Annotated in this window: 29 protein-coding genes and 2 tRNA genes; 19 read left to right on the forward strand and 12 right to left on the reverse strand. The window is 34.9% G+C overall.

What is annotated here, in order from left to right:
• The first annotated feature begins 71 nt into the window (after positions 1-71).
• Positions 72-146, forward strand: a tRNA-Arg gene (locus AAGU22_RS06720).
• 134 nt (positions 147-280) lie between these two features.
• Here the strand turns inward: AAGU22_RS06720 and AAGU22_RS06725 are convergent.
• Complete coding sequence (locus AAGU22_RS06725; protein WP_458721423.1) at positions 281-493, reverse strand: hypothetical protein; 213 nt, start codon at positions 491-493, stop codon at positions 281-283.
• 588 nt (positions 494-1,081) lie between these two features.
• Between AAGU22_RS06725 and AAGU22_RS06730 the strand changes: the two genes are divergently transcribed.
• The 6 genes from AAGU22_RS06730 to AAGU22_RS06755 all read left to right on the forward strand — a co-directional run bounded on the left by AAGU22_RS06730 (position 1,082) and on the right by AAGU22_RS06755 (position 6,054).
• Positions 1,082-1,660, forward strand: a complete 579-nt coding sequence (locus AAGU22_RS06730) for a hypothetical protein (RefSeq protein ID WP_458721424.1) — start codon at positions 1,082-1,084, stop codon at positions 1,658-1,660.
• 444 nt (positions 1,661-2,104) lie between these two features.
• The gene (locus tag AAGU22_RS06735) at positions 2,105-2,845 is read left to right on the forward strand and encodes an SDR family oxidoreductase (protein ID WP_458721425.1); all 741 of its coding nucleotides are present in this window, start codon (positions 2,105-2,107) and stop codon (positions 2,843-2,845) included.
• Between the two features lie 292 nt (positions 2,846-3,137).
• Entirely contained in the window at positions 3,138-3,461 is a 324-nt protein-coding gene (locus AAGU22_RS06740; RefSeq protein ID WP_458721426.1) for a hypothetical protein, read from the forward strand.
• A 25-nt stretch (positions 3,462-3,486) separates the two neighbouring features.
• Positions 3,487-3,990 (forward strand): hypothetical protein, encoded by a 504-nt coding sequence (locus AAGU22_RS06745; RefSeq protein ID WP_458721427.1) that lies wholly within the window; start codon positions 3,487-3,489, stop codon positions 3,988-3,990.
• Positions 3,991-4,215: 225 nt separating this feature from the next.
• Positions 4,216-5,058 (forward strand): polyprenol monophosphomannose synthase, encoded by an 843-nt coding sequence (locus AAGU22_RS06750; RefSeq protein WP_458721428.1) that lies wholly within the window; start codon positions 4,216-4,218, stop codon positions 5,056-5,058.
• A gap of 54 nt (positions 5,059-5,112) precedes the next feature.
• A complete protein-coding gene (locus tag AAGU22_RS06755; protein ID WP_458721429.1) occupies positions 5,113-6,054 on the forward strand; it encodes an ABC transporter substrate-binding protein in 942 nt (313 codons plus the stop codon).
• A 41-nt stretch (positions 6,055-6,095) separates the two neighbouring features.
• On the opposite strand, the gene AAGU22_RS06760 is transcribed toward AAGU22_RS06755, so the two are convergent.
• Positions 6,096-6,752 (reverse strand): hypothetical protein, encoded by a 657-nt coding sequence (locus AAGU22_RS06760; RefSeq protein ID WP_458721430.1) that lies wholly within the window; start codon positions 6,750-6,752, stop codon positions 6,096-6,098.
• A 336-nt stretch (positions 6,753-7,088) separates the two neighbouring features.
• Between AAGU22_RS06760 and AAGU22_RS06765 the strand changes: the two genes are divergently transcribed.
• The 8 genes from AAGU22_RS06765 to AAGU22_RS06800 all read left to right on the forward strand — a co-directional run bounded on the left by AAGU22_RS06765 (position 7,089) and on the right by AAGU22_RS06800 (position 13,680).
• Complete coding sequence (locus AAGU22_RS06765) at positions 7,089-7,889, forward strand: chromosome segregation protein ScpA (protein WP_458721431.1); 801 nt, start codon at positions 7,089-7,091, stop codon at positions 7,887-7,889.
• Between the two features lie 4 nt (positions 7,890-7,893).
• On the forward strand, positions 7,894-8,112 hold the full coding sequence (locus AAGU22_RS06770) for an SMC-Scp complex subunit ScpB (RefSeq protein ID WP_458721432.1): 219 nt from the start codon (positions 7,894-7,896) through the stop codon (positions 8,110-8,112).
• A 20-nt stretch (positions 8,113-8,132) separates the two neighbouring features.
• Complete coding sequence (scpB, locus tag AAGU22_RS06775) at positions 8,133-8,429, forward strand: SMC-Scp complex subunit ScpB (protein ID WP_458721759.1); 297 nt, start codon at positions 8,133-8,135, stop codon at positions 8,427-8,429.
• Positions 8,430-8,453: 24 nt separating this feature from the next.
• Positions 8,454-8,840 carry a 30S ribosomal protein S8e gene (locus tag AAGU22_RS06780; protein ID WP_458721433.1) on the forward strand — a complete coding sequence of 129 codons (387 nt, stop codon included), beginning with the start codon at positions 8,454-8,456 and terminating at the stop codon, positions 8,838-8,840.
• A 65-nt stretch (positions 8,841-8,905) separates the two neighbouring features.
• Positions 8,906-9,583: a phosphoribosylformylglycinamidine synthase subunit PurQ gene (gene purQ, locus AAGU22_RS06785; protein ID WP_458721434.1), complete on the forward strand. Its 678-nt coding sequence runs from the start codon at positions 8,906-8,908 to the stop codon at positions 9,581-9,583.
• A gap of 14 nt (positions 9,584-9,597) precedes the next feature.
• Positions 9,598-11,787, forward strand: a complete 2,190-nt coding sequence (gene purL / locus AAGU22_RS06790) for a phosphoribosylformylglycinamidine synthase subunit PurL (RefSeq protein WP_458721435.1) — start codon at positions 9,598-9,600, stop codon at positions 11,785-11,787.
• A gap of 94 nt (positions 11,788-11,881) precedes the next feature.
• A complete protein-coding gene (purF, locus tag AAGU22_RS06795; protein WP_458721436.1) occupies positions 11,882-13,330 on the forward strand; it encodes an amidophosphoribosyltransferase in 1,449 nt (482 codons plus the stop codon).
• 32 nt (positions 13,331-13,362) lie between these two features.
• Positions 13,363-13,680 carry a hypothetical protein gene (locus AAGU22_RS06800; protein ID WP_458721437.1) on the forward strand — a complete coding sequence of 106 codons (318 nt, stop codon included), beginning with the start codon at positions 13,363-13,365 and terminating at the stop codon, positions 13,678-13,680.
• A gap of 11 nt (positions 13,681-13,691) precedes the next feature.
• Here AAGU22_RS06800 and AAGU22_RS06805 read toward each other — a convergent pair whose 3' ends face one another.
• The 4 genes from AAGU22_RS06805 to AAGU22_RS06820 all read right to left on the reverse strand — a co-directional run bounded on the left by AAGU22_RS06805 (position 13,692) and on the right by AAGU22_RS06820 (position 17,831).
• Positions 13,692-14,147, reverse strand: coding sequence for an NUDIX hydrolase (locus AAGU22_RS06805; RefSeq protein WP_458721438.1), 456 nt, complete (start codon positions 14,145-14,147; stop codon positions 13,692-13,694).
• A gap of 39 nt (positions 14,148-14,186) precedes the next feature.
• The gene (locus AAGU22_RS06810) at positions 14,187-15,923 is read right to left on the reverse strand and encodes a DNA topoisomerase I (protein ID WP_458721439.1); all 1,737 of its coding nucleotides are present in this window, start codon (positions 15,921-15,923) and stop codon (positions 14,187-14,189) included.
• 191 nt (positions 15,924-16,114) lie between these two features.
• On the reverse strand, positions 16,115-16,939 hold the full coding sequence (locus AAGU22_RS06815; RefSeq protein ID WP_458721440.1) for a dihydroorotate dehydrogenase electron transfer subunit: 825 nt from the start codon (positions 16,937-16,939) through the stop codon (positions 16,115-16,117).
• Positions 16,926-17,831, reverse strand: coding sequence for a dihydroorotate dehydrogenase (locus AAGU22_RS06820; RefSeq protein ID WP_458721441.1), 906 nt, complete (start codon positions 17,829-17,831; stop codon positions 16,926-16,928). Before AAGU22_RS06820 ends, AAGU22_RS06815 begins: the two co-directional genes overlap by 14 nt.
• Positions 17,832-19,119: 1,288 nt before the next feature.
• Here AAGU22_RS06820 and AAGU22_RS06825 point away from each other — a divergent pair.
• Positions 19,120-19,641 (forward strand): hypothetical protein, encoded by a 522-nt coding sequence (locus AAGU22_RS06825; RefSeq protein ID WP_458721442.1) that lies wholly within the window; start codon positions 19,120-19,122, stop codon positions 19,639-19,641.
• A 303-nt stretch (positions 19,642-19,944) separates the two neighbouring features.
• Here AAGU22_RS06825 and AAGU22_RS06830 read toward each other — a convergent pair whose 3' ends face one another.
• From AAGU22_RS06830 to AAGU22_RS06840, 3 genes are all read right to left on the reverse strand, one after another.
• Positions 19,945-20,853, reverse strand: a complete 909-nt coding sequence (locus AAGU22_RS06830) for a DUF6328 family protein (RefSeq protein ID WP_458721443.1) — start codon at positions 20,851-20,853, stop codon at positions 19,945-19,947.
• Positions 20,854-21,003: 150 nt separating this feature from the next.
• Positions 21,004-21,135, reverse strand: a complete 132-nt coding sequence (locus tag AAGU22_RS06835) for a hypothetical protein (RefSeq protein ID WP_458721444.1) — start codon at positions 21,133-21,135, stop codon at positions 21,004-21,006.
• Positions 21,136-21,298: 163 nt separating this feature from the next.
• On the reverse strand, positions 21,299-21,757 hold the full coding sequence (locus AAGU22_RS06840) for a DUF6328 family protein (RefSeq protein WP_458721445.1): 459 nt from the start codon (positions 21,755-21,757) through the stop codon (positions 21,299-21,301).
• Here AAGU22_RS06840 and AAGU22_RS06845 point away from each other — a divergent pair.
• Together AAGU22_RS06845 and AAGU22_RS06850 are read left to right on the forward strand one after the other, a co-directional pair.
• Positions 21,751-21,939, forward strand: a complete 189-nt coding sequence (locus AAGU22_RS06845; RefSeq protein WP_458721446.1) for a hypothetical protein — start codon at positions 21,751-21,753, stop codon at positions 21,937-21,939. The two genes, AAGU22_RS06840 and AAGU22_RS06845, sit on opposite strands and share 7 nt — an antisense overlap.
• Positions 21,940-22,415: 476 nt before the next feature.
• A tRNA-Met gene (locus tag AAGU22_RS06850) sits at positions 22,416-22,490 on the forward strand.
• Positions 22,491-22,767: 277 nt separating this feature from the next.
• Here the strand turns inward: AAGU22_RS06850 and bluB are convergent.
• Positions 22,768-23,481 carry a 5,6-dimethylbenzimidazole synthase gene (bluB, locus tag AAGU22_RS06855; protein ID WP_458721760.1) on the reverse strand — a complete coding sequence of 238 codons (714 nt, stop codon included), beginning with the start codon at positions 23,479-23,481 and terminating at the stop codon, positions 22,768-22,770.
• A 414-nt stretch (positions 23,482-23,895) separates the two neighbouring features.
• On the opposite strand from bluB, the gene bioD reads away from it, so the two are divergent.
• Positions 23,896-24,594: a dethiobiotin synthase gene (gene bioD / locus AAGU22_RS06860; protein WP_458721447.1), complete on the forward strand. Its 699-nt coding sequence runs from the start codon at positions 23,896-23,898 to the stop codon at positions 24,592-24,594.
• A gap of 219 nt (positions 24,595-24,813) precedes the next feature.
• On the opposite strand, the gene AAGU22_RS06865 is transcribed toward bioD, so the two are convergent.
• Positions 24,814-25,527, reverse strand: coding sequence for a nucleotidyltransferase family protein (locus AAGU22_RS06865; RefSeq protein ID WP_458721448.1), 714 nt, complete (start codon positions 25,525-25,527; stop codon positions 24,814-24,816).
• A 34-nt stretch (positions 25,528-25,561) separates the two neighbouring features.
• The gene (gene thiD, locus AAGU22_RS06870; RefSeq protein ID WP_458721449.1) at positions 25,562-26,914 is read right to left on the reverse strand and encodes a bifunctional hydroxymethylpyrimidine kinase/phosphomethylpyrimidine kinase; all 1,353 of its coding nucleotides are present in this window, start codon (positions 26,912-26,914) and stop codon (positions 25,562-25,564) included.
• Positions 26,915-26,988 lie beyond the last annotated feature (74 nt).

A 26,988-nucleotide genomic window follows, 5' to 3' on the forward strand; every position in this document is an offset into this window, starting at 1 on the left:
TTTATAATCCTTTCACCCACACCAAAGTCAATTAAAAAGAGATTTATAGAAATTTACTATTTAAGAATACTGGGTTCATAGTTCAGCATGGATAGAATGACTGCCTGCGGAGCAGCTGGTCGAGGGTTCAAATCCCTCTGGACCCGATTCCATTCCAGGCCGTTGCATGTCCGCATGAACATCATCCACACTTTATTTGGGTATCAGATTTCTATTAATTGGATAATTATTACTGACTATAGAGTGCAATATTTTGAATTCTTGAATTCTTTAAGATAGGTTAATCTAAGGACATTTTGTTTAATCTGTCCCTTAATTCTCTAAGTAATGTTTTATCTAGTGTCATCTCTTGAACATTAATTATCTTTCTATCCTTTTTGATCTTTGTGCCTACAAGATATTGTTCCTTGTAAATATCCCTCCTATGTATTTTGTATAGATCATTGATATACAATTCTTCAGGGTATGATTTTATACTATCTTCTACTACCATCTAGTTAAACACCAAATAGAATACTTATTCCCCTAGTTAATATGCTTGTACTATTAAAGTCTTCAAAATCTTAGTTTCAACAAGTGCGTGATCCTTAACCTATATCTGCTGGGACTGTTACAATACCCTTTCCCTCACCGATCTTACCTAATATTTCACTTTTGTTTCTGAATATGAACCAAAAGGATAGACTATTACTTGGGATGAGGGGCGTACAAAGATTGGTCTTTTCAATGTTCTTTATCCGATCCTATCCTATCCCATCTTACGTAGAATGTTGAATAAGTGCGAAATTGTCAAAATACTACGTCATTTTGTTAAATAACATTCTGCTAATTTTCTGGTGTTTATCTTGTCGATAATATCAGAGTTAGTTAGTTTCAATCGTACTGGACCAGTTTGACTGTATTGATTCAATTTGGTTTGATCCCGGTTTCGAATACTTGTTCTATGAACCTATTTTCGAATCTAAATACTACTGGAGATTTAACCTCTAATGGATACCAAATAGTTTTACGGCAATAATTACTGGATTGTTCTTGGGTGTGTCATAAAAGGTTTAATTATACTATTTTATCTATATTATTAATGACTTCTGGTAAATACTTCAATAAAGGTGTTAAAGCATTAGATGAACCAAATGTAGGATATGTAGTCAGAGAAACACCTGATAAAATAATAGTATTTGGAGAAAAAAATGAAAGGTATGATATTCCAATAAAGGATATTCAACAAGTAGGCGCCAATGTATTGATTGGATTAAATTTTGCAGACTTGCTTAAATATGAAGTGTCAAGAGATGCACCCCTTCCAGCAGGTAGAGAAGATCCTTGGGGAGAAGCAGATAAGTTGGTGGACTTGGCATCGTATGAGGGTAAATATCCAAACACTCTATTTAACAAGGGTGTCCGAGCTAAGAATGAAGACCATGTTGGTCATGTAATGAAGGAGACTAATGATAAAATAGTGATTTTTGGAGAAAATAATAAAAGATTTGATGTTCCTAAATCTGAGATTTATCAGGTAGGGATGAATGTCATACTCAAAGTTGACTTTCCTGGGCTATTCAAATATGAAGTACCTAAGGAAGCACCGTTACCTACGGGTGAGCCTATCGAAACAATTGATACAGAGGCATTTCCTGAAGAATATCATGGTCCTAAATAATACAATATATTAAACTCCTTTTTTGTTTTTATAGCTTAACGAAAATTGATATTTTTATGCTATAATGATTGCTGTATATTATCTTGAAAAGATTTTAGACTATTAAAAGTTAATTATAACCTAAAACCTGAATAATTAGATTTGGTCCGAATAGATTATCTAACTAAGGCGCTATTTGACAATCTAATTAAAGGATCCTATTATGACAATTCAATTCTACAAATCCCACATATGAAATGATTATGCCTCCGAGTTGAAAGAAACCAATACAGGGCAAGTAGATTGTGTGATAAATGTGGTCGATCTATTACATTTACCAGAAAAAATCTTCTAAATCTAGATTCAATCATTACCCAGTAATCTCATCAATAAAAAGATTGAATGTATTAAAGAAAAACACGCTTGAATATGAATAAATTTAAGCGGAGAATAAAGATATAGCAAATGATAAAGGATAAAGTCATAATAATCACAGGGGCAAGTAGCGGAATAGGATATAGAACTGCCTTAACGTTGTCTGGAGAAGGAGCAACCATTGTTGCAGGAGCACGAAGGGTTGATAAATTAGAGAGTTTAAAGCAGGCAGTTAAAGCTCAAAATGGGGAGATCCTCATAAACCAATTAGATGTTACAAAGAGAGAAGAATGTACTAACCTTGCAAATTCGGCCATCGATAAATATGGTAGGATAGATGTACTAATCAATAACGCAGGTCTTATGCCATTGAGTTTTGTAAAGAACCTAAAAATAGACGAGTGGGATCGAATGGTTGATGTAAACATTAAGGGTGTTCTATATAGTACAGCATCTGTTATTCCTCACATGCTAGCAAATAAATCTGGTCATATAGTGAATATATCTTCAATAGCAGGTAGGTTAGTTTTTCCAGCTGGGAGTGTTTACTGTGCGACAAAGCATGCAGTTACCGCATTTAGTGAAGGATTAAGACAAGAACTAAGCCAACGATCCAATATTCGTGTCACTTGCATCGAACCAGGCGTAGTTGCTACGGAACTTAATAATACCATTACCGATAGTTCACTACAAGGGTTTCTGGAATCGGTTAAAAAAATGGAGCCGCTGCAAGCTCAAGATATAGCAAATGCAATTCTGTTTGCTATAAATTCTCCAAATCATATGAATGTAAATGAAATTATGATAAGACCCGTGCAACAAGAAAGATAGCCATTACATTTTTGTAGATCCGATATGAGAGTTTTTTGAGGTTTGAAAATGGAAATATACTTTATCGATTGGATTGTGCTTTACAAAACAAATCTCTCTCTATAACCTTGCCATTTTATCAGATTGGTCAGAGGATCCTTGATAGTGATCGTAGTTACTGAGGTCCCATAATTTGATAAACCTCTTTAACTTCAGAATGATAGGATGGGAACTGCACTAAGTATATCCTTCTTGACTATTGCCATTTCCTTTCAATTAGTTTTTTTCTTAGGTCCTGATGAAGGCATGTCTGTTGGGGGGGATTAAATCCTCATGGATCAACTATACCACCCAAAATGACCATGGATTTAATTTCAGTTTTCCATCTAGTTGGACAATTGTCAACGGTACTCACCTGGATAGCGACCTAATTACTTTGACTCCTCCACATAATTATGATTTGTTTGGAGAAAAAATGACATTTGGAATAGAGAAATTACAATCAAATATGTCACTTCATGAATACTCTAATAAAGCACAAAATTCTATCAACGACACTGCGAGAATTTCACCTTATAGATTCAAATCCTTACGTACTTTCAGATACGGTATGGGAGAGGATTGTATTTACCCATGAAACAGATAATAGAATAGTTAAAGTTTTGCAGTATTGGACTATTAAAGATGATTATGTGTATGTTATTTCATTTGGTACTACACCAGATAGTTACTTTAGTTACATTCCAACAATTTACAAGATAATTTCTGGTGTTGGAATTTTAACAATAAACACAACAATTATTCCAACAAGTACCACTAAGGAATCCATTTATCAGTCTCCAGAAGGGTTTGCTTTAAAATATCCGAGCAGTTGGAATAAAGTTTTGGGGCAAAATAGAGTATCTTTTATTTCGAATCAGGATAATCCTCATGATCATTATTTGGAAAGGGTTGATTTCTACCATTATATGAGTGACGCTAATTTATCTGGTCCTACGTACAGCGAAAAAGATTTCTTAATGGCAGATTTAATAAATGAAATTAGGTATCTGGCGAGTAACTTAGAGAACCTTGAATTGATTTCATTGAAAGATATGAATTTCTCAGAGTTTGGGAAAAGAACTCGTTTACTCCTACAATTCAACTTTCGGGCCTACCGAGTCTAAAGAAATAATGATAAGAAACAACACTCACTTGTATGAGATCATTTTTACCACTCAAAAGGATGAATTCGATAAGTTTTCTTCTAATATCAATAGAATAATAGACAGTTTCTATCTGGGTAATGTCAAGTTGGAGTAATTTGTAGAATGTTTTGGGCATGTAATACATTTATATATTTACTTTTGGAATGAAATTCGAAAGAGACAGATAGTTACGGGGATGTAATGATGAACAAGAATATAATTTGTAGAAAAACTCAGGATGATCTGATAAAGAAACTCCACAATCCTCCGTTATTCTCAATTATTATCCCAACATATAATGAATCACAGAATATTGTTAACTTAGTAAATTCCATAAATGCTTGTGTAAAAGACCAAGGATGCTATGAAATAGTCATCATTGATGATAATTCTCCTGATTGCACTGTTGATAGAGTTATCGAGGCCTTTAATGAAAAAAAAGGATTCTATTTGTATAAAATTCGAGATACTGTAGGTGTTCAGTCACACAAGCATTTTTTTATATATCCGCTTCATGACGAGAGCTTTTTCATAAAGATAGTAAAGAGAAAGGAGCGTTCGGGTTTGATTTCAGCCATATATGAGGGCTTTAAATCATCAATTAGTGACTACCTTATAGTAATGGATGCTGATTTTTCTCATACACCACTACATATTAATAGCCTGATTAGAGAGATCAGGAATTCAAATTGTGATCTAGTAATTGCATCACGGTACTTGAAAGGGGGCAGTATAGTAGGTTGGACATCAAAACGGATATTTTATAGCAAGTTTGCCACAAATTTATCAAAACTTTTATTCAGATTGTCAAATATATCTGATCCCATGTCCGGATTTTTTATAACTAAAAGGGACGTAGTTAGAAAAATGGAATTTAACACATCAGGTTTTAAGATCCTTTTAGAGATATTAGTAAAGTCAAAATCGTTAAATATTAAGGAAATCCCCTATACATTTACTGATAGGACAAATGGTTCAAGTAAGCTCAATTCAAAAGTTACTATTGACTTTTTTAAGAGCTTGTATATCTTACATAAACATCATTAAAAGTGAGGAATTAGTTAAGATTGAGTTTAGACATCAATAAGCGGTTAATATCCTGTGACAACCTTCTCTAGAATTCTATCCTTCTTACCCAGTGCAACCGAAATTATTTTTGAATTAGGACTTGAGGGTATCCTCAAAGGTGTTACTCACGAATGTAATTATCCCAAAGAAGCACTACAGATACCAAAAATAATAAGTTCAACAATAAGCTTTGAAGAACTGGATAGTTCAGATATAGACAAGAAGATAAGAGAGATGTCACGCAAAAATGAACCATTATTCAAGATTGATGTAGATAAAATAAGGAAAATAAAACCCGATTTGATAATTAGTCAGAACATGTGCTCAGTGTGTGCACCTTTTGATAAGGAAATACAGAGCACATTTGAAATATTAGGATATAAGCCGCACAATTTAGTAATAAATCCTACTAATCTTTTTGAAATATTTCAAAGTATACTAGTTTTAGGTAAGGAATTAGGCAGAGCGGAAGAGGCTCTAAAAATTACTAATCAGCTTCAAGAAAGAATTAACAAAATAGTATCTATTTTACAACAGCCCAATGAAAAACACCTTGTAAATAATCGACCGAAAGTAATGTGTTTAGATTGGCTCGACCCTTTCTATCTTGCCGGACATTGGGTACCGGATATGTTAGATATAGTTGGAGCAATGGGTTTAAATGGACAAGGCGGTTTGGATTCACACCGAATTGACAAATTGAGAATTGAACAGTTGAACCCTGACAAGGTGGTGATAATGCCTTGCGGGTTTGATATTACCAGGTCCCAAAAAGAATACCAAAAGATCAAGGATTCTAATTGGCATTCATTAGGAGCAAATAAGAAAAGGGAAATCTACATCGTAAATTCCAATGCCTTTTTCAGTAAACCCAGTCCTAGAATCGTGACTGGAATTGAAATATTGAGCAAGATTGTTTTCCCCGAAGCATTTGAGCACATAAGGATTCCAAATTCTAGCTTCGTCCGAGTCTAACTAATTAATCCCATTTTAAAACAAAACAAGAGATGCCCTGCCTACTTTACCAAATAACAAACACAACCGTTTCTCCTAGTAATATCATAGAGTTTTGCAGGATAAGAGTGAGTATTACCATCTTTATTTTCATAAATTGAGCCTATAGGGAAAAACACCTGAGACTCTGGATCGTCCAAATCGTCATTATATCCATACATCAAATTTGAAATTTCAATTTCATATCTTATTGGATATGGAGAGTAACTAATTCTGTTCCACCACTCTACCCCAGTGAAACTTTGATGAAACTGAAAAGCAAACTGTTCCCGATCCACTTTGAGAGAGAATTTTTCATCTTCATTTGAAACGAGATCCTTTAGATAGTATTCCAATCTTGATTCATTATCTATGAAATTGATTTCTCTATGGTACGAGTGTCCTATTTGAGGTAAGACTTTAGTAAATCGATATTGATTATGACCTCTGAAAATTGCCTCAAAATAGTCTTGGTTATCGAATTGGCAAATTAGGTTTAATTCTACTGCGACATGTTGGGTATTGAAAATTTCTAACAAGTAAAGCATCCAAGATTTGTCAGGGATCCTATTTCCTTTGTCTCCTATTATTCTTAAATTATCTGTGATAATTCTAAATTTCGAAACATCCTTTCTGTAATCATTATGTGGCGTATCGACACATCCGTACCAATAATGCATGCTAATTTACAAATGAATTTGTATTTATTCTTAAGTACTATTGGATTACTATTTGGATTGGATAAACTGCCATCGATGAAACAAGGAAGGAAGTTCAAATCTTTTTTTATAAGGCAACAGGATAGAAATCTTTTAGATTATTGATTCTGAGAAACATATGGAAAAGATCTAAAATGATTTTGCAAAAACAAAAATCAGCCTCCTCACATCTTTGGTTATAGAAATTAAGTAAATCAGAGATCCACCCTGGGTAATCCAACTCTCAAAATTACAAATACATGTAATTTTGATAGATGTGGAATATAATAAAATATAGGATACGTCTGACATGATAGCATGGTTGATGAAAACGTTGAACTCGATCAAGTTTCTACCAAGAAAAGAATTTCTCAACCTCCATTAAATTTGCTTTTTAATCCTTCTTTGATAGAAAGGAACGATGTTTGGCAAATAAATATTGTAAAACTCTTAGAGACCTTGTTATCTACTTTAACTAAATCTTCTTATAAGGACTTACGCGTGTGTGGTGTAGCGATTTTGACGTCATCATTAATTCATAGACTTAAAGTAGAATCTATCTTTCGATTAGAAAAAATTGCTAATAAAGATCAACAAGGCATATCTGAACGTGACAAGGAATTTAGTGAGAAGACTCCAATTCCAGAGATTTCTAATCTTACGTTGCCCTTTAGAAAAGAATTGTCTTACCCTGTATCATTAGAGGATCTGATTTCTATTCTGGAGACTATGATCACCGACCTTACCAATCCAGTTGTAAAGAGAACAAGCCTAAATTTAGAACCTGTTGAGGTAATAGACTTTCAACATTATTTGATTAAATTTGAAAAAATAATAGAGGAATTTGAAAATAGGATTATGAAAAGGCTAGAATACGGTAGAGAATTGAATTTTAACGAAATGATGATTGGGTTAGACAGGATCGATGTTGCTAGATATTTCATTGCTATGCTTTATCTTAGCATGAAGGATAAGATAGAAATTATCACCGGGTTTACCGATATGAATAAGGGAATAGACTATTTAGATTCTTCCCGGGAGACTACAGGAAGCATTAAAACAACAGACAACATTTTAGAATGGATAAAAATTGCTCTCAAAAATAACATCCAGGAGTGATTAAATGACAAAATTGCCCCCTGATGAAATCATTGCTCGCATTGAGGCAGCGTTGTATTCTGCTGGCCGTCCCCTTACAATAGATGATATGGTTAAAGCATCCGGGATAGAATCGCGGGAGAAAATTAAACGATTATTAAATGAACTTATTAACAAAACTAAAGTCACTTTCAAAGCTTTGGAAATAGCTAACTGGAAGACGGTACATACGTATTTCAACTAAAACCCAGTTACGCTCCAATCATTAAAAAGTTCTCTAATAAGCCTCAGATTTCTAATTCTGTAATGAAGACGCTTTCTTATGTAGCTTATGAACAGCCCGTTACTAGCAAAAGATTGGTAGAAATCAGGGGCTCTAAAGTATATACGCACCTAAAGGAACTACAGGATTTGGAGTTTGTTAACCAAAAAAGTTCAGGAAGGGTCAAGATATATACAACCACAATGAAATTTAAGAATTATTTTGGAATTAGCGATTTGGCAATGCTGAAAAAAAGTTTACTATTAAATTCCACAGGATTTTCAAAGAAAAACACTTAATTATAGTTTTGGCAAATTTGAATTGTGCGTAAATCTATCGAAAATTTGGGAGGTAGGAAATTAACAGGCGGAAGAATAATACCCAACCGAACCAGAAGGAAATCTGAAATAGATAGATACCCAAACGAACCAATAGTAGGTGATACCAAGAATGTAATTCGCAGAGTTCGAGGGAATAATGTTAAAGTTGCTTTTAAGTTTGCCGAATACGCAAATGTGAATGATCAGGATACCAAAAAGACAACCAAGGTCAAGATAATCAGAGTCACCAAGAATCCTGCAAATAAGGATTATACAAGACGAGGTGTGGTTACAAAAGGCTCAATTTTAGAGACCGAACTGGGATTGGCCAAGGTTGTTTCGAGACCCGGACAAGATGGTATTGTTAATGCAGTCATCATTAAACAATAATATTTTGTTAATTTAGATTTAGGCAAAAGAATAGGAATTTATAAAATATAATTTTAATATCCTTATTGGTAAGGATAGGAATTACGGTTTTTCCAGGCAGTAATTGCGATCGTGATGTTCATCATATTTTAAATAATATTCTTCATGTAGATGCAAGGTATATTTGGTACAAATCATCCTTTGATGAATTTGATTGTATAGTAATACCAGGTGGATTCACTTATGGAGACCGGCTTCGAGCAGGTGCCATAGCAGCACACAGCACCATCATGAGTAAAATAATGGAGTTGGCAGATAATAATGTTCCAATATTAGGAATATGTAATGGATTTCAAATACTTGTTGAATCCGGGATACTCCCAGGTGCACTAATTGTAAACCAATCTTTGAATTTTATTTGCAAATGGATGAATGTGGTGGTTACTAATACTGATACTCCATTTACAAATTTATATCATAAGAATCAGAGGATTTCAATACCTATCGCACATGGTGAAGGAAGATTCGTGATTGATGAAAAATCATACAATAAAATAAAGAAAACTAACCAGGTCACCTTAGAATATTGGAAACATAATCCGAATGGTTCTTTAAACAACATTGCTGCCATTTGTAACGCAAAAGGAAATGTTATGGGGATGATGCCTCATCCTGAAAGAGGTAGTGACAAAGATTTGATCCCTTCAGGTTACGACCAGGGCTCCATATTGATATTTAAGTCTATGATTAACTATTTTAAGTAGAATTTGAATTAAGAATGAATATCCTCAATATAGAAGAATATAGTTATTTAAAGAAGAAACTACGTAGAGAACCAAACGAATTGGAACAATTTATTATTAGTGCCGAATGGTCTGAGCATTGTTCTTACAAGTCATCTAAGAAACATCTCAAATTATTACCTATGAAAGGGGATCATGTGTTAATGGGCCCCGGTTATGATGCTGGAGTAATTGATGTAGGTAACGGTTTTGTAGTAACTATTCATATAGAGAGTCATAATCATCCATCGGCCGTGGAACCATATGGAGGTGCCGCGACTGGGGTCGGAGGTGTCCTTCGAGACATATTGTCAATGGGCTCTCGTCCAATCGCATTGTATAATGCATTAAGGTTCGGTGAAGTTGACAAGAATTCCAAATTTGGTTCAAAAAATAGATGGTTGCTAAAAAACGTAGTTAAAGGCATTGCTGATTACGGTAATTGTATAGGTGTCCCGACAGTTGGCGGAGAGGTGGAATTCGACAGATCATTTGATAATTATTGTTTAGTGGATGTTGCATCAATCGGTTATGCAAAACTTGACAGTCTCGTTACTAACACAGCAAAAAAAGGTGATTTTCTAATTTTGGGTGGAAATGCTACAGGTGTGGATGGAATTCATGGCGCCTCCTTTGCCTCCAAAAACCTTGATGAAGATAACCGTTCCGCTGTGCAGATTCCAGACCCTTTTTTGGAAAAAGTGCTCATGGAAGCTACCTTGGAGGCGATAGAAAATAATTGCATCAAGACCATGAAAGATCTTGGAGGTGGAGGTTTGTCTTGCTGTTTATCTGAAACAGCTGATAGTTTGAAAAAAGGATTTTTAGTTGATTTGTCAACTATTCCATTAAAGCAAAAGGACATGACAGATGCACAGATCATGATTTCAGAATCTCAAGAGCGCATGTTATATATCGTCAACGCGAAAAAGAAATTCGAATTCTTCAAAATTTTTGATAAACATAATGTGAATTATTCTGAGATAGGATATGTTACTGATGATCTCAATCTCTCTATTATTAGAGAGGGTAACACATTGGCTTGCATGCCTGCACAAATTATTGCTCACGCCCCTCTGTTGAATAGGAAATCTAAGCGACCATCTTATCTTGAATCAATTCTAAAATCGTTCCGAGAACCGGAACCTCAAAGCGATATCAAAAAAATGGTATTTAAGATGTTGTCTAACCCTTCCCTATGTAGTAGAAAATGGATCTATGAGCAGTTTGACCATGAAGTTGGAGTTAAAACAGTATCAAAACCAGGAGCATCTGATAGTTCAGTAATCAAGCTTGACGATGATAAATTTCTGAGTTTCAACCTGGATGGTAACTCCAAACATTGTTATTTAAATCCATATGAGGGAATCATAGGGTGTTTGGCCGAATCACTCAGAAACCTGACTTGTGTGGGAGCTCGCCCATTAGGAATAGTAGATCACTTACAATTTGGCAATCCCGAAAATGAAGAAATTTTTTGGACATTCTTGCAGACAATTAGAGGTATTAGTGATTACTGTAAGTTCATGAACTTACCCGTGGTAGGTGGTAAGGTAAGTCTGTACAATGAAACTATCTCTGGTCCCATAAAACCCTCACCTGTTATAGGAATACTTGGGTTAATTGATTCCAAGAATAAGATAAAGTATCCAAGGTATACCTCAAACCAATCAATCTTTATCGTTGGAGCCACCAAAGATGAATTGGGTGGGTCAGAATATTTTGAATATTGTTTAGATATTGAGGGTGGAGACGTTCCTCATGTTGATTTAGAGGATCAAAGAAATATTATAGAGACTATCAAAAAATTGATTAATGAAGATCTAGTGACCGGAATCCATGATTGCTCAAAAGGGGGGATAATTGTTGCAATGTTGGAGATGGCTCTCCATAGCAACATTGGATTTAGAGTTTCAGTCGACAAAATCCCAAATAAATGCTCTAGAATCGATTATTTGCTGTTCTCAGAATCTCATAATCGATTTATTTTTTCAACCAATCATGACTCAATGATTATTAAATACTTAAAAAAGAGGAGAATTCCATTTGCTAGAATTGGAATTGCTTCAAGTGATAAAACTTGCATTTTTGAAAATAGTGGAAAACCAATTTTCAAGAGTTCACTAGAGACCATTTCTCGAAATTATCATAACTCTTTTTCAAACCTTTTTGCAAAATCTATCTAACTTACTTTTTTTTGTCTAACAAATCTGATACAAATCTCCTCATCTTACGCATTCTAAAAATTAAATAGAAAGAATGACGGAGATATATCTTCTAATGGTTCATGAAAATTGTGGTGTGGTAGGCATATTTTCTTTGGGAGGAGAGAATATAATACCTTATTTGATAGATTGTCTTCGATCACTACAGCATAGAGGACAAGAATCATGGGGCATTGCGATACCAAAGAAATTACCTTATAAAAAAACTGGATTGGTTTCGGCCTCGGCAAATGAATTTGATAAATTAATTACAAAGTTTTCTTCTAATATCGGGATAGGCCATGTCAGATATTCTACATTTGGCTCAAGTTCTCTAGAGAATGCTCAACCATTGAAGGTTAGAGATTTATGCATTGCTCACAATGGGACCATTACAAACGCTGAACAGCTTTCTACGATGGTTGGGGGCTGTACTTTTACCCCACAAAATATGACTGACACACTCGTTGCCGCCAAAAGGCTAGTTAGTATTTTAAAAAAGAAGAATGATATGAAGGCCGCTATGGCAATACTCAAAAATGAGATGGTGGGATCTTATTGTTTTACATTTCTAACCGATTCAAATACAATATATGCCGCAAGAGATCCCAAAGGCTTCAGACCACTCGTATTAGGATTGCATAAGGATACAAATACTTACATAATTGCATCAGAATCCTGTGCTCTGTCTACTGTTGGTGCAATACTTTTGAGAGATATTGAACCAGGTGAGTTGGTAAGAATAGACAAGAATGGTCTTAAATCCGAAAGATTTTCTGAATCTGTGAATCATGCGCATTGTGCATTTGAATTCACATACTTTGCACATCCGAGTTCAATTATGGAAGGGATAAATATTTATCTTGCGAGGAAAAAGATTGGAGAATATTTAGCAATTAAATTTCCGATTAATGAGGCAGACGTGGTAATTCCAGTACCTGATTCTTCCAGACCTGCGGCCTTAGGATATTCGCTGAAACTTGGACTACCATTTGAAGAAGGTTTGTTAAAGGACAGATACAGCAAAAAGGGCTCCATGAGGAGCTTTATCGAGCCCCTAGTAAAAGACAGGAAGGAAATTAACCAAAACATCATGCCAATCAGAGAGATGATAGAGAATAAACACGTCATAATTGTTGATGATAGTATAGTAAGGGGTACGAGTTCCAAAGCAATAATTGAGTCTGTCAAACAAGCAGGAGCAAAAAAAATATCTATGGTTGTTACGTATCCGCCGATTAGGTATCCATGTTATGCCGGAATTGATTTTCCATCTCAAGAAGAATTGATCGCGTTTCAGGTCGCTAAGAATGAAGTGGATTTGGATATTATTGGTAACAAAGTCGCTAGAATAATAGGGGCCGACGAGGTTTGTTATAACGATAACGTAAATCTTGCGAAAGGAATAGGTTTGAAAAAGAGTGAATTATGCTTCTCTTGTTCATCTGGGGATTATACACCCCTTGGAATAAAACCTAATTTTGGTTCTCGGTACCAAATTAACGATAAGATATTTGTAGATTAGAATTTAAATCCCTTCTTTCTAGTATAATCATATTGAGTTTAGAAGAGCTCCGCGAGAAGGCATTTTTTCAAAATTCAATCGACGTATGGATAATGTTGTGTGAGGAAAAGAAATGGGATTATTCTGATATTAAAAATTATCTAAAGTTCATAGATTACTTATTTTCAAATGGAATAAAAATACAACGCTTTCCACTTTGTATCAAAGAGTCAGGGGGAATGTTTGAAAGAGGAAAAGATAAGACAAGCTTTTTAGAGAGACTTTCAAAAGTACAGTCTGACAATGCATCTGCATTTACCATAAAACTTACACAATCAGCCATTGCCACAATGAGAGGATTTGCTTTATAATCTTTTTGATGCTAGATTTTGGTGGTCCAAAATGTAGATTTTTGGATCCTCCACGAATAATAGTCTTTTATAATTTTAATATTGTTAATACTTTTTTTAGCTTCTTCAATTTGTTCCCGGTCCATCCAAACATGTTGATCAGAACCTGTATTCATCCCCATCTCAGGAAAATTTGTAATAATACAAACAAAAACAGATTCAATAATGTGCAAACCACTTTGATTGTCGATATTTGAATAGATACCTAAAATTTCAATGGGTTCTATGCGAAGTGCTGCTTGCTGCATGATGGATCTCCGTAAAGCATCCTCAGCCAATTCGCCATATCTGACAAATTCACCAGGGAGACTCAGGGTGATTGCATGGTTAGTATCTTGGTTCCTAATGAAAAGTATCTCGTTGCGACTAGTATTGCATATAGCCGTGACCTTGTTGAGAGGATGTAGGTTGCAGTCTTTATTTATCATTTGGGAAATTTCTGAATGTGGGGAATTAATCGGGCCAGTTTACATAGCAAAGTTTGTTTTCAATTCCTTCTTTGTAACGTTATCTACCCATAGGAACTTTCTCTGAAGGGTACTCGTATACATTTTGGTCCAATCCAATTCAACAATATTCATCCAAGAGCGAAACACTCTGGGGTCTATATAATTTCGTAAAGAAGTTCCTAAATTATATTCCCTTGTCTCTTTCTGTAACCTTACTTGGAATTCTAGCTTTTGCACCCTCTCTACCAATCTCAATTTCTGATTTTCTGTTTTCCAATTCTTGTCCTTTAAGTCTGCCTTGAGGCTGTTAATAAGGTCTGTTTTCTTTTTCATAGACTCTTCATATTTTGCAATTGCCGTAATACTTGCAGGATTTTTTGGATCTACTCCCTTCTTATGATTACAAGTTATTGCAGCTTGCAGATTTGCATATTTGGCAACATAAAGCTTTTCAGATTCCGTAGATTCGGGCTTCACTATTATTGGTGGACTTTTGAGTGATTTCTTTACTATATTTGTAGCAATAAAAGTTCTAAAAACTTTTGCAGTAAGCCCGGGTACATTTTTAGGGTCTATGTTTCTCAGAAAAGTATTTACTTTCATTGAGTTTATGTTATCAAAAATAGGATCTGTTTCCTTCTTGTTTTTAATGAAATGACTCAGATTGTTAAATAAAAGTAATTTATCATCAGAATCAACCAAAATAGATTTTTGCCAAGGGACGCTGTCCTTTCCAAGGAAACTAAACTCCAATACTCTATTTTTCTCGTCGATCTCCTTGAATTTTAAGTGTTCCTTTCTGAGGGTTGTTGCACCCACCGTGTCTGCTTCATCAGGGTCTTTTTCATCACCAACTCTCATCGCCATTTTTATTATGAGATAACATACAGTAGAAATTTTCCTCTGGTTTCGATCTTTTGATGTCATTTTCTTCACGATCTCCCGTTCAATCTTGTCAATATATTTTTCGAGGTTTTGGGCCTTATCGTATTTGGCCTTGTCATAATTCTGACGGATCAAAGATGAATCATGTAGCCAAACATACTTTCTTTTTCCAGTTAGCATCTCTATCCAAGATGCTAACCAGGTAGAGGTATGATCATGTATTATTTTTTGCCATGGTCCTTCTGGAACGGCTGCCTCCTCACCAAGATTGAGAATGACGTCTTCGGGTTTGACACGAGGCTTCCATCTACCCCTTAATGGATGTTGTCCCCTGCCCATAAATAAGCCTGGAGGTTCAACTAACCAATTTGCCACTTCGACCTCAATATCGTCCACCACCGCCTTTCCAAAATAATTTCTTAGTTTTTCCTTCTCTTTTTTTCTCTCTAATGCGATCTTTTTTCTTTCCTCTCGTGACAGATTACCCCACGCGATTTTGTCTTTTTCCTTAGTAGCCTTTTCGCTATCTACAAAAGTCATAAATTCGCTCATGTCTAACTGATCTATTTCGTGAATACTCTTTTGGATATCTTTAGGCAGCAATTTCTTAAAATCTGTCAAAAAATTTTGCTGGAAGACAGGATCTTGCACATAGTGAGTGTCTTTCTTCTTTGTCCACGCATAGATTAATTCTTCTTGATCTTTAGTTAGTGTGTAATTCTGATTATCGATTTTGAATGGCAAATTCTTGGCTATGTATTCGGGCGGAAAGCATACTCCGTTGTGATGAAGCGTAACCCATTTTTGGTTGCTGCTATTTCCACGATTTTGATCATATTTATCATCAGAAGAAATCGAAATGGAAGACAATTATATAAAATTATTTTGATTTAGAATATAAAACTATTCTCCAAGAAAACTTTCACCTTATAGTGGACCATGGACGTCCATAATTTAGATCCAAAGTACAGTGCTGATTGCAGATTTATTCTTATTTCATAGCTGGACTTTAAGAGTTATTTGACCACTTTAACATCAAGCGGCATTGTTTTTAGTTACTTTCAAAATTTCGTAAGTATACCTGATTTATTTCTGTAACAAACTCCAAACTCGGTAAGTTTTTGAATTTTTTTCTCATTGAAAATAGTTCCGTCTACACAAACCAGCATGTCGTTTATACAACAACTTGAACAAATTCCAATCCCACATTTCATATATCTTTCTATGCTTGCCTCGATGTGCACATGATTCTTTATTGCGAGATCGTATGCCTTTTTCATCATCATTTCGGGTCCGCAAGTATAAATGATATCAATATCATTGTGAGTTAGAAGAAAATCTCTTAAAATATCAGTAGGATATCCCTTCTTGCCATAGGAACCGTCTTCAGTCGATATAAGCAAGTCAATATTCTTTTCTTCAGCCCATTTAGATATTAATTCAGTAAAAAATAGCTCAGATTTAGTCTTAGCGCCTATGATGAACGTGAATCTACATTGATGTTTCTTAATGTAATAAAGTAGCCTTACGAGGGGGACTAATCCAGTACCACCACCTAGAAAAATAATATTCTTATGAGTTTTGTCAAATGAGAAAGAATTCCCGTATGGTCCGCGGATTCCAATTCTATCTCCAGTACCTTTATTAAACAATGAAGTAGAACCGAAGCCATTCTTTCTAATTGTAATTGCAGCGTAATTTTTCTTGTTGCTTATCATTACACTTAGTGGGAGTTCTTCTTTCCTAGGTATCCAAACCATAAAAAACTGTCCAGGTCTTGATACGCTCCCCAGAGAGTCTTTAAAGACAAATGTCTTGACAGTGGGAGACTCGACGACAACGTCTTCAATTAATACCGTTCTCATCAAGTTTTTATCTATGGGCAATTCCAACAATCTCCCTGATATCGATTATATTAGCAGCCTCTAAGTAGGAGCGCAGACCCCTAACAATCTTCCCAATCGAATTTATTCCTTTCAATCCTATCACACTACCTATCTGAATTGCCGAAGCTCCAGCCATCATGTATTCTATAACATCAGTGTATGTCATTATCCCACCACATCCAATAATCGGAATTCTTAAACTCTTACTCAACTCATATACGCACCGAACCCCTAGAGGCCTTATAGCACTCCCAGAAAGGCCACCGATCTTATTTTCCAAGACCGGACATCGAGTTTCAATGTCTATCTTCATAGCCCTCAGGGTATTAATAGCTGTAATTCCATCTGCACCGGCACTTTCAGCTGTCTTAGCAACTTCTATGATGTCTGATTTTCCTAAACCTACTTTGACAAAAAGAGGCTTTACCGTATCTTTCTTGATTGATTTGATAATATCATAGACCAAATCAAGATCATCGCCGATTTCCATTCCCATTTTTTCTACATGAGGACAAGACAAATTTAGTTCGAACCCCAAAATTTTAACATTATTAAACTTTTTGGCGATGATGGGGAATTCACTCTTATCGGACCCGACCAAACTTACAAATAGTGGTCCAGTATTATTAGAAATTTCCTTTGAGAACGACTCTGCACCCGGATTTGCAAGTCCTACTGCATTAATGTAGCTCATGTTATTTACGCTTACTATAGTGGGATTTCTGTAACCCTCACGAGGCAACAAACTGATCGATTTACTAACTATAGCCCCAGCTCCAATGTTGTACAATCGATCAAAAATACTTTGAGATAGTCCCAAAATACCTGAGGCCACGATCACTGGATTCTTTAAATTTAAGCCTGCAATGCTGATTGGTATATCATAATCCAATTCGTTATAAAAAATCTTGTTTTATAATTCTTAAAAGTCTATCGGAAATTCCAATCTATTAATGCGTTAGAAACAATGTTACAAGTTAGGGTCTCATATAATTAATCTACAAAATACACATCAATAATTAATCATTAACGGGATATACTTGAAAATTGAGCACATATCCATTGGTCTCCAATTACTCAGAGTTTCTTTAAAGGATAGGCACCTTATTCCCCAGATCAGATGTTAAATACTGTTAACTTATTAACTAATCTCCTTTCAATCAAGAATACATCGCATCGTTAATTATTATAGTTAGAATGGAAACAATCAACTTTTGCCAACAATTAGACATTTTCGATTATATTTTGCGGAGATCAAATTACAAATTTAAAACGATTTTATCCAGCAATGTTGTAAAGATACATCCTCTGTTTTATTTTCCATTAGAGGACTGAATTTTACTTACTCATTTTCCACTTGCTTTACATTTCTAATCCGTAATTCTAGGGCATACTAAACCAACTTCGAATTCCAGATTCTGGTTAGTTTAAAATCTTAAAACCAGCAAAATGGAAGGTTAATATTTCTAGCACCTATACTGTTAAATCCACGTTAATCAGACAGCTCTACCGACTTTTGACTTCAGTGCTACCTATTATATTTATAAAATAGATGTATCCTTGCTGCAAATGTTGCAATTTACTGTTTTTCATTCTGCAAGGATAATAATTGTCAAATCCTTTGATTGTATCATTTGAACATAGAGTAGACTTCTTAATCAGGCCTATCTAAAAGGAGGAATTGATATTGTGTTTTAGATTTAGGAACTTCCAGATTCAAGGATTTCAAGTATCCCACTAGCCAAAGATACTGAATGCTTTCAAAGTACCTTTGTTAGGCACAAGTTGAATCTTCGATGGATTTTGATAGTTCTTTCTTTGGATAGGGATGATACAAGATATGTTTATTGCCTCCTCAATTGAAACCCTAATCCACAGTCATATTCATCCAAAAACAATGATTCATTAATTATGCATTCAGGTATTCTCATTCTTTTCTTAATAATTCTCTTGGATTTGTATTTTTCTTTTATCCTATTGCATACAAAGCTCTCATATACTGCTTTTCCCTTACTTTTTTATTATACATCAATCAAGAAATATTGATTTTCGAGTTCAGTCACAAAATCTTAAAGATTTATTTCTTTCGTAATCCCTGGTCAAGGACAATATTTATACGAGCTTCGGGTAGGACGAGAAGAAAGTCAAGTCATCTAGGATAGATGATCTGGTCAGGTTGAATGCAATTAAGCCACGTTATGTATATGAGAAAAGGTTTAAAAGAAATCAGTCTAACATATCTTATGAGACAAGAACACGCTACAGTGTATGATGTACAGATTTCAGAACTTTATGATCGTATAAAAGGACATTTAAACAGTCTTAAATTTGAAATAATTTATGAAGAAAAAGACCTAGAAAAAGACCAAGAATATTTGGATCTCAAGGCGCACAAGGGTGGTAAAGCTAGTGTTATAGTTGGGAATGTTCGGGAAGTAGAGGTAATGATGACTGGCACAAAGGGTGCTATTCCTTCCTACGATATAATTCTTCGAACTGGAGCGTGGGGTAAAGATATTGTGGTCCCTGCTGTTATAGCTGGTGCCCTAACAGCTGGAATAGCCGCTGTTCCTGTGGCAGCTATTGAGGCATATCGAGCACATTCGTTTGAGAAAAAGTTCTGGGAATTCATTACTTCAACATTATCTGAAATTGGGGATGGGAAGGCGAGTATATCTAGCGTCGTTACCATGACTCCATAAGTGAGAGATTCCAGAATATTAGACGAGCCTGATTAAGAAGTCTACTCTATGTTCAAATGATACAATCAAAGGATTTGACAATTATTATCCTTGCAGAATGAAAAACAGTAAATTGCAACATTTGCAGCAAGGATACATCTATTTTATAAATATAATAGGTAGCACTGAAGTCAAAAGTCGGTAGAGCTCATCGAAGATATTATTTATTATTCAACAGAGGAAAGGCTGCAATCGCAACAAATTGTCAAATATACGTATTGACATAAGTTTATGACCAGAGTCGGTAATCAGAACCGATTGACTTCATTTAATTCGATCGAGAGCAATTTTCATCCTTTGTCTCAAGAACCAAACCATTATAGCGATAAAGGGTAAAGTTGCTGCTCCATATGCAAACTCAGTCTGCAATTTGGAATTCATTGATAAACCCAAACCCAAAAACATGGCTAACATCACACAGATGATACCTATAGTAACATACTCCTTGGTAACAAGGAGAAATTTTTCTACATCAAATTTAGGATAATGAATCAAGTGATGAAAAACAGGCATAACAAACATGACTGTTGCCGCAGCTACTGCGTATAGAGCCGCTAAGAGAATCAAGTTGTTAAACAATAAGAAGTAAGATGGAGGATTTACGGCGATATTCAACAGAAAACCAAAGAAAATTGATGATGCAGCCGCTAGTATTTGAGACCAACGCATACCTGCACCAACTCTATCGTAGTCTTCCGTAGAAGTACCCTCTAAAATAACAGTAGGTGAATATCTATAAAATCGTGCAAAAATAATGATAAAAGGCAATGAAGCCAAGCCATATGCAAACTCAGTCTGCAATTTGGAATTCATTGATAAACCCAAACCCAAATACATGGCAAGCATTATACATATGATACCTATCAGAGTGTATTTCTTTGCAGCTAAAAGATATTTATCCACATCTAACTTACGATAGTGCATCATATGATAAACAACAGGCATTATGAACATGGCAGTTGCTGTTGTTACTGCGTAAAGTGCCGCTAAGAGAATTATGTTGTCAAATAACTGGAAGTAAGACGGAGGATTTACTGCAATCTTCAACAGAAAACCAAAGAAAATTGACGATGCAGCCGCTAGTATTTGGGACCATCGTAAAGATGCTCCAACCCGGTCATATTTCTCAGAAGAAGATCTTTTTATCGGATCATCATCTGGAAGTGAAGACATAAGTTTACATTTTGCTTTCAATAAGGTAATTATATAAACTATACCATTTGCTGTGATACTGTGATGATCTTAAGATAATTACACCAAACAAATTAGTACGATTATGTTTTGCATTTGTAGTAAATCGTATATGATTGAATAGAGTAGTAGTTACCCCACCCCTCCTAGAATAGATCTTGAGAAACATTCAGTGACTAATTTGGCGTCATACAGACCTTTCTCGCAGCTAGAGCGGAGCTCAGTGCCAACCCTATAATCCACAAGTACAATGTCACCAATCACTGTGCAGCTCTCTTTCGGATTTTTTTCTATGATATCATAAGATATTGTTGATCAGATGAGTTGCCCTCAAAACATGCTGTTATAGAGGTAAAGACTAAACTCGAATCTTTTTAAGTGAAAGTATCATATCATATCAATAAGCCTACTTTCGTAAAGAGCAAACTTATTTTATGGCTTTAGCCTTGAGGAACAAAAAGAAAACGAAGATAAAAGGCAGTGAAGCCAAGCCATATGCAAACTCAGTCTGCAATTTGGAATTCATTGATAAACCCAAACCCAAATACATGGCAAGCATTATACATATGATACCTATCAGAGTGTATTTCTTTGCAGCTAAAAGATATTTATCCACATCTAACTTACGATAGTGCATCATATGATAAACAACAGGCATTATGAACATGGCAGTTGCTGTTGTTACTGCGTAAAGTGCCGCTAAGAGAATTATGTTGTCAAATAACTGGAAGTAAGACGGAGGATTTACTGTGATATCTAAGAAAAACCCAAAGAAAATTGAAGAGGAGGCGCCCAATACTATAGCCCAGTCCATACATGATCCAACTCTAGAATAGTGCTCGGTAGAGCTACTCTTTACAGGATCGTCGTCTGGTTCAAATGGCATTAGTGGAATTACTTAGACTTGCTGCACTATTTAAAGAGGATGGTGACCCTTTGTACAAAGGTATCACGAGAAATAAGTGGGACCTAACGTTTGAGGATGGATGTTCTAAACAATCCAGCTTCGGAGCACATGGATTTAGCAACAGAGGCAATAAGAATGAGAGCGGGATTCATATTTTGTAATATTGTCTTTTCTAAAATCACTTGACTTTTTCTTGTCAATTACAAAAACATTCATACCTAAGGAATCTTCAAAGGCAAATAGAAAATCTAGGATATAAGAATATGATAAACGTAACTTATTTCGGATATTAGGGGCAATATTAAAAATCCCATGCTCCATCACTATTCTGTCCATTAGAAAGAATTTGAATTGGTGTTTGAGCGTTAAATGGACGTACAGAAAAAAAATATATTATCCAATTAGGATCAATTTATCCTACTATTTCTCATTTTAAAAGATCAACAATATTTTGATATATTAAATCCTCTACGAAATCTTTTTTTCTAAATTTTTTAAAAGTTTGTTCATGGATCTCCTTACAAGCCAATCCACATTAACTAGGTATAGCTCGTAATTAAAAAGACTATCTGGATGGGTTAGAATATATTATACGTACATTTTATTTGATTTGCTTATACATATCAGAGCTGGGCTTGCCGGGGTAGCTCAGCCTGGTCAGAGCGTTCGACTCATAATCGAAAGGTCGCGGGCTCAAATCCCGCCTCCGGCACTTTTTTTGGATTTTCTATGCTTAATTGTGTAAAATCTATTAAAGATCATGCAATATTTATCAATAATGCAGTATCTTAGCAATATTTAAATTAACCTTGGCATAAATACCACTTGATTTGCAAAAATCAAAAAAACCTAGAAAGATTTCCCGAAATAGATTAATATTATCTCTGGTTTATAAATAATGATCCTCAAATCGAATTATTAATCTATGTGATTTTTTTGATGATGATCAATAATTTACTCTGGCTTACAAACCTGCGGGAGTGTTAGGATTATGTATTTTTGCGAATCAAACGTTGGTTGAAACTTTTCCAATCAGTATAACTATTACCACCATCCCATTGTTCATAATTTATGACTTTTTCTAGATCGAGTCTGCTTAGCCAGTTTTGAGATTGTAAATCTGGTTCGCCTTCAAATTTTTTTACATATCCAAGGCAAAGATATGCTATCGGTTTAACCGTAGAAGGGAGTTTTAGAATTCTTTTGAGATCTTTATTGTTGATGATGCTGACCCAGCCAACACCTATGTTTTCAGCTCGTGCAGCAAGCCATAAATTTTGGATAGCACAGCAAACACTATAAACCCCAGCTTCTCTTATAGTCATTCTCCCTATTACATAAGGTCCAAACCGTTTATGATCATAAGTAACGCAAATATTTAGATTAGATTCTAAAATTCCTTCTAATTTTAAATCTAGATACTTCCTTTTCCTTTCTTTATCTTTTGCAAGTAAATCAATTGATTTTAATCTCTCTTTGGAGAATGATTCTTTGATATTTAGACGACTGTTTCTGTCTCGTATTAAGATAAAATTCCATGGTTGTGAAAAGCCGACTGACGGAGCATGGTGAGCGGCTGTCAAAATCCTCAATAAAACCCTATTGCTAATTTTCTTTCTAATAAAGTTCCTTCTTACGTCCCGACGGGAGAGAATTATTTTGTAAAAAATCTCCTTTTCAATTTCAGTAAATTGCCCCATCATATTACCTGTCAATATCTAATAACTAAAATGACCATCTTTTAATATAGATTTAACCTTCTATCTAACAGATTCATTAGAAATGTAATAATTATTCTCAGAATTCTTTGACAGGACATGACAATTATAATGGATTACATTTGAAATTTGGTTTTAGGTCGACTACCCCAAAATAGGCAAAAAGGATTGTCAGAGCACTGAGTCTGTTTTTTAAACATTCTCCAATTTTTTTGCATTTGAATTTCCAAATTCATACTCCGTTAATGAATTTGATTTAATTTAAAGACGAGGATTTAGCGACGAAGTAATTTACCATACCAAATAGGATATAAGATGATATAAAGTGGAATCTAAAATGGACGTACTGTTTATACTTAGCAAACTATTTAATCCGACTTGATCTTATGATTGAGTAACTTGTCCGAAGGTATCTTTGTAACTGGGACTGATACTGGAATTGGAAAAACATTGATAACTGCCTCTCTAGCATGGAAATTCTCCAAGATTATTACTAAAATTTGTGTTATGAAACCATTTGCTACAGGAATTTCAGAGTATTCAAAAAAGTTCAGATCTAAAGACCTCGCTATCTTGGCAAGGGCAATTAAATTCGAGGAAAAACAAGAGAATTTGAACCCGTATTTTTACCCTCTAGCTTGTTCGCCGCATATGGCCAGCTCCTTGTTAAATTTACCACCTCCATCATTAAGATATGCGATCAAGAAATACAAATTATTGCAGAAAAAATATGACTACCTCTTAGTTGAGGGGATAGGTGGAATAATGGTGCCATTAAACAACAAGCATACATTACTAAACTTTATCAAGATGACGAAGCTTGGGGTTATAATTGTTGCAACTCCGAAACTAGGAACATTTAATCATATACTGCTTAATGTAAAAATTTGTCAATCAAGTGGTATACCTATAAAAGGAATATTAGTAAATAAAATGCCCAATCATCCAAGCCAAATTGAAGCCGAAATTCCTACATTTATCCGAGAATATACAAAATTACCTATATTGGGTGTAATTCCGATTATGAATAATCTCAAAATGAATGAATCGACATTTTCCAAAATCTCAAAACTAATAGATATTTCCCCTTCGATTTAACCTATCTTTTATTAGTCGACAGGTAGTTAGTTGCTAAATGATTGTACCATTCTGCCTCTCATGTACGGTTTCAAGAATTATTCTTGAAAAAACTACCCTTAGTTTATCATCCATATATCGATCATTTAACACCGACGGGACAGTATTATCCCTTCCTAGGATTGAACCGAACCGCAATTGCAAATACCATCCCTTAGGTACAAAACTTGTTTTAGATGATTATATCTTGCCTAATTTTTTAACATACAATTTATAGGCTTCTAAATATGATTTCTTATCTCCAATATCCATAAAACTCCGCTCCTCTACTATGAACGACTTTACTTTCTTTTTTGATCTTATTGATTCTCTTACCGCCTCGTCCATTCCAAAGGAGGTAGAAATTGGAATCAAATCTAAGAATTCCGGTTCGAAAACATAGCATCCTATGTTTATCAATCCAGAAATTTCTGGTTTCTCCTTCCACTCAGATACAAGCATTTTTTCATCATTACTAAGCTCAATGAATCCATATTTGAGATTGGTTTTGTACCTTGAAAGAGCCATAGAGATAAAGGCTTTATCTTCAAGATGATTTTCAATCATCTTGTCAAGCGGGAATTCATACACTGAATCACCATATAGACAAACAAACGGTTCTTTTAAATGAGTAGCAGCGGTTTTCAATTGTCCAGCAGTGGCTAACGGTCTATCTGATCTGGAATATTTTATCTTTATCCCGAACCTCGTGCCGTCTTCAAAGTAGTCTTCTATTGATCTATGCAAATAACTCACACAAATAATTATCTCATTTATCTTTTTAGAATTGATAAGCCATTCAACCAAATACTCAAGTAAGGGTTTATTGCCCAGCGGCAACATTGGCTTTGGAATAAAGAATGTATAGGGTTGCAGCCTTGTTCCCAGACCACCAGCTAGTATTACTGCTTTCACAAAAAATAAGAATAATTAATCATTATTTATAATATTACTTATTAACATAGTTCTGCAGAATAATACTTATTTTTTCTAAAACTTCCTTTGGATTTTGTCCAAACATAATAACCATAGGCTCCTTTCCATAATCGCCATCGTGATAAACTAACTCCGCATCTGGTTCTTGTTTAAATGCTTCAGTAATTCCCCATTGTATCGAAGAACCTTCTACTCTCTTACTCTCTTCCGTTTCCTTACTTCTAGAATAATTAGAGCACTTGAAATTATTTTTGCAAATCTTAATGATCCTTGGATTGTTCCGAATATTAATGGCGGACCTAAATAATGAGTTGAATTTGGCTGCTGCCAAGAGTGCATTAGATACATGCAGAGATGTTCCGAATTGTATGACATTTGGAGCTCTAATATTGATTCCCAGATTAGTTACTCTGCCCAACACTCCAGCTATATCATCGAAATTTTTGGGTTTCTCAATTGAATACACAAAGTTTGTTTTGGTTTCTGGTATAAGTTCAAAAAAATTAGGCATTCTTTCCAAAATTGATACAGAGTCTTGCAATTCTATTAAAACTTTGAACTTCTCAGAATTGTCATACATGCGATCTAGAGGATTGGAGACGAATACCCCATCACCGATTTGATTGGAGTTTTTTAACGCTTCGTATACATACGAATTTGATAATTTGAATGAATCACCAATATTATACCCTTTGGCTAAAAAGGAAGCGACAGCAGCAGAAAAGTTACATCCGGTGCCATGAGTTTCCCCAATCTTCAACCTTTCGTGTACGATTTGTTGTGGTTCAAGGTTTTTATCTGTAAATAATAAGTCAATTACCTTTGTATCTTTGTTCGTAACATGACCACCTTTGATAATAATATTTGAAGCTCCTAACTTGAAAATCTCTAATGCAGCTTTAGTCATATCTTGCCTGTTTGATATCTTAACTTTTGAAAGGAATTCAGCCTCTTTAAGATTAGGCGTGATTACATGTGCTAATGGAATGATCCCCCTCTTAAACTGCTCAAATGACTGCTCGTCTAATAATTTGATTCCAGTCCCAGAATAGAGGACTGGGTCAAGTACAATCGGAGTCTTATAGTTCTTTAAAATACTTTTGACAATATTTATTATTGACTTACTGTAAAGAACTCCTATTTTTATGACGTCTGGGTTAATATCTTCCAATGTAGTAACTATTTGATTTTTAAAAAATTTTGGCGGAACTACCAGAATATCAGAGATTGTCTTAGTATTCTGAGCAGTTAAAGTGGTTATTATTGTTGTTCCGTATACACCCAAGGCCGAAAATGTCTTTATGTCAGCCTGTATGCCGGCGCCAGCAGATGAATCACTACCTGCTATCGTCATTACCTTTTTCAATCGTTCAATACCTCCTTTTGTGTTGGTGTAAGATCTAAATTAATGTCACTTGATAGCACGGATGGTAATTCATA

This window comes from Candidatus Nitrosocosmicus sp. R, assembly GCF_054408505.1.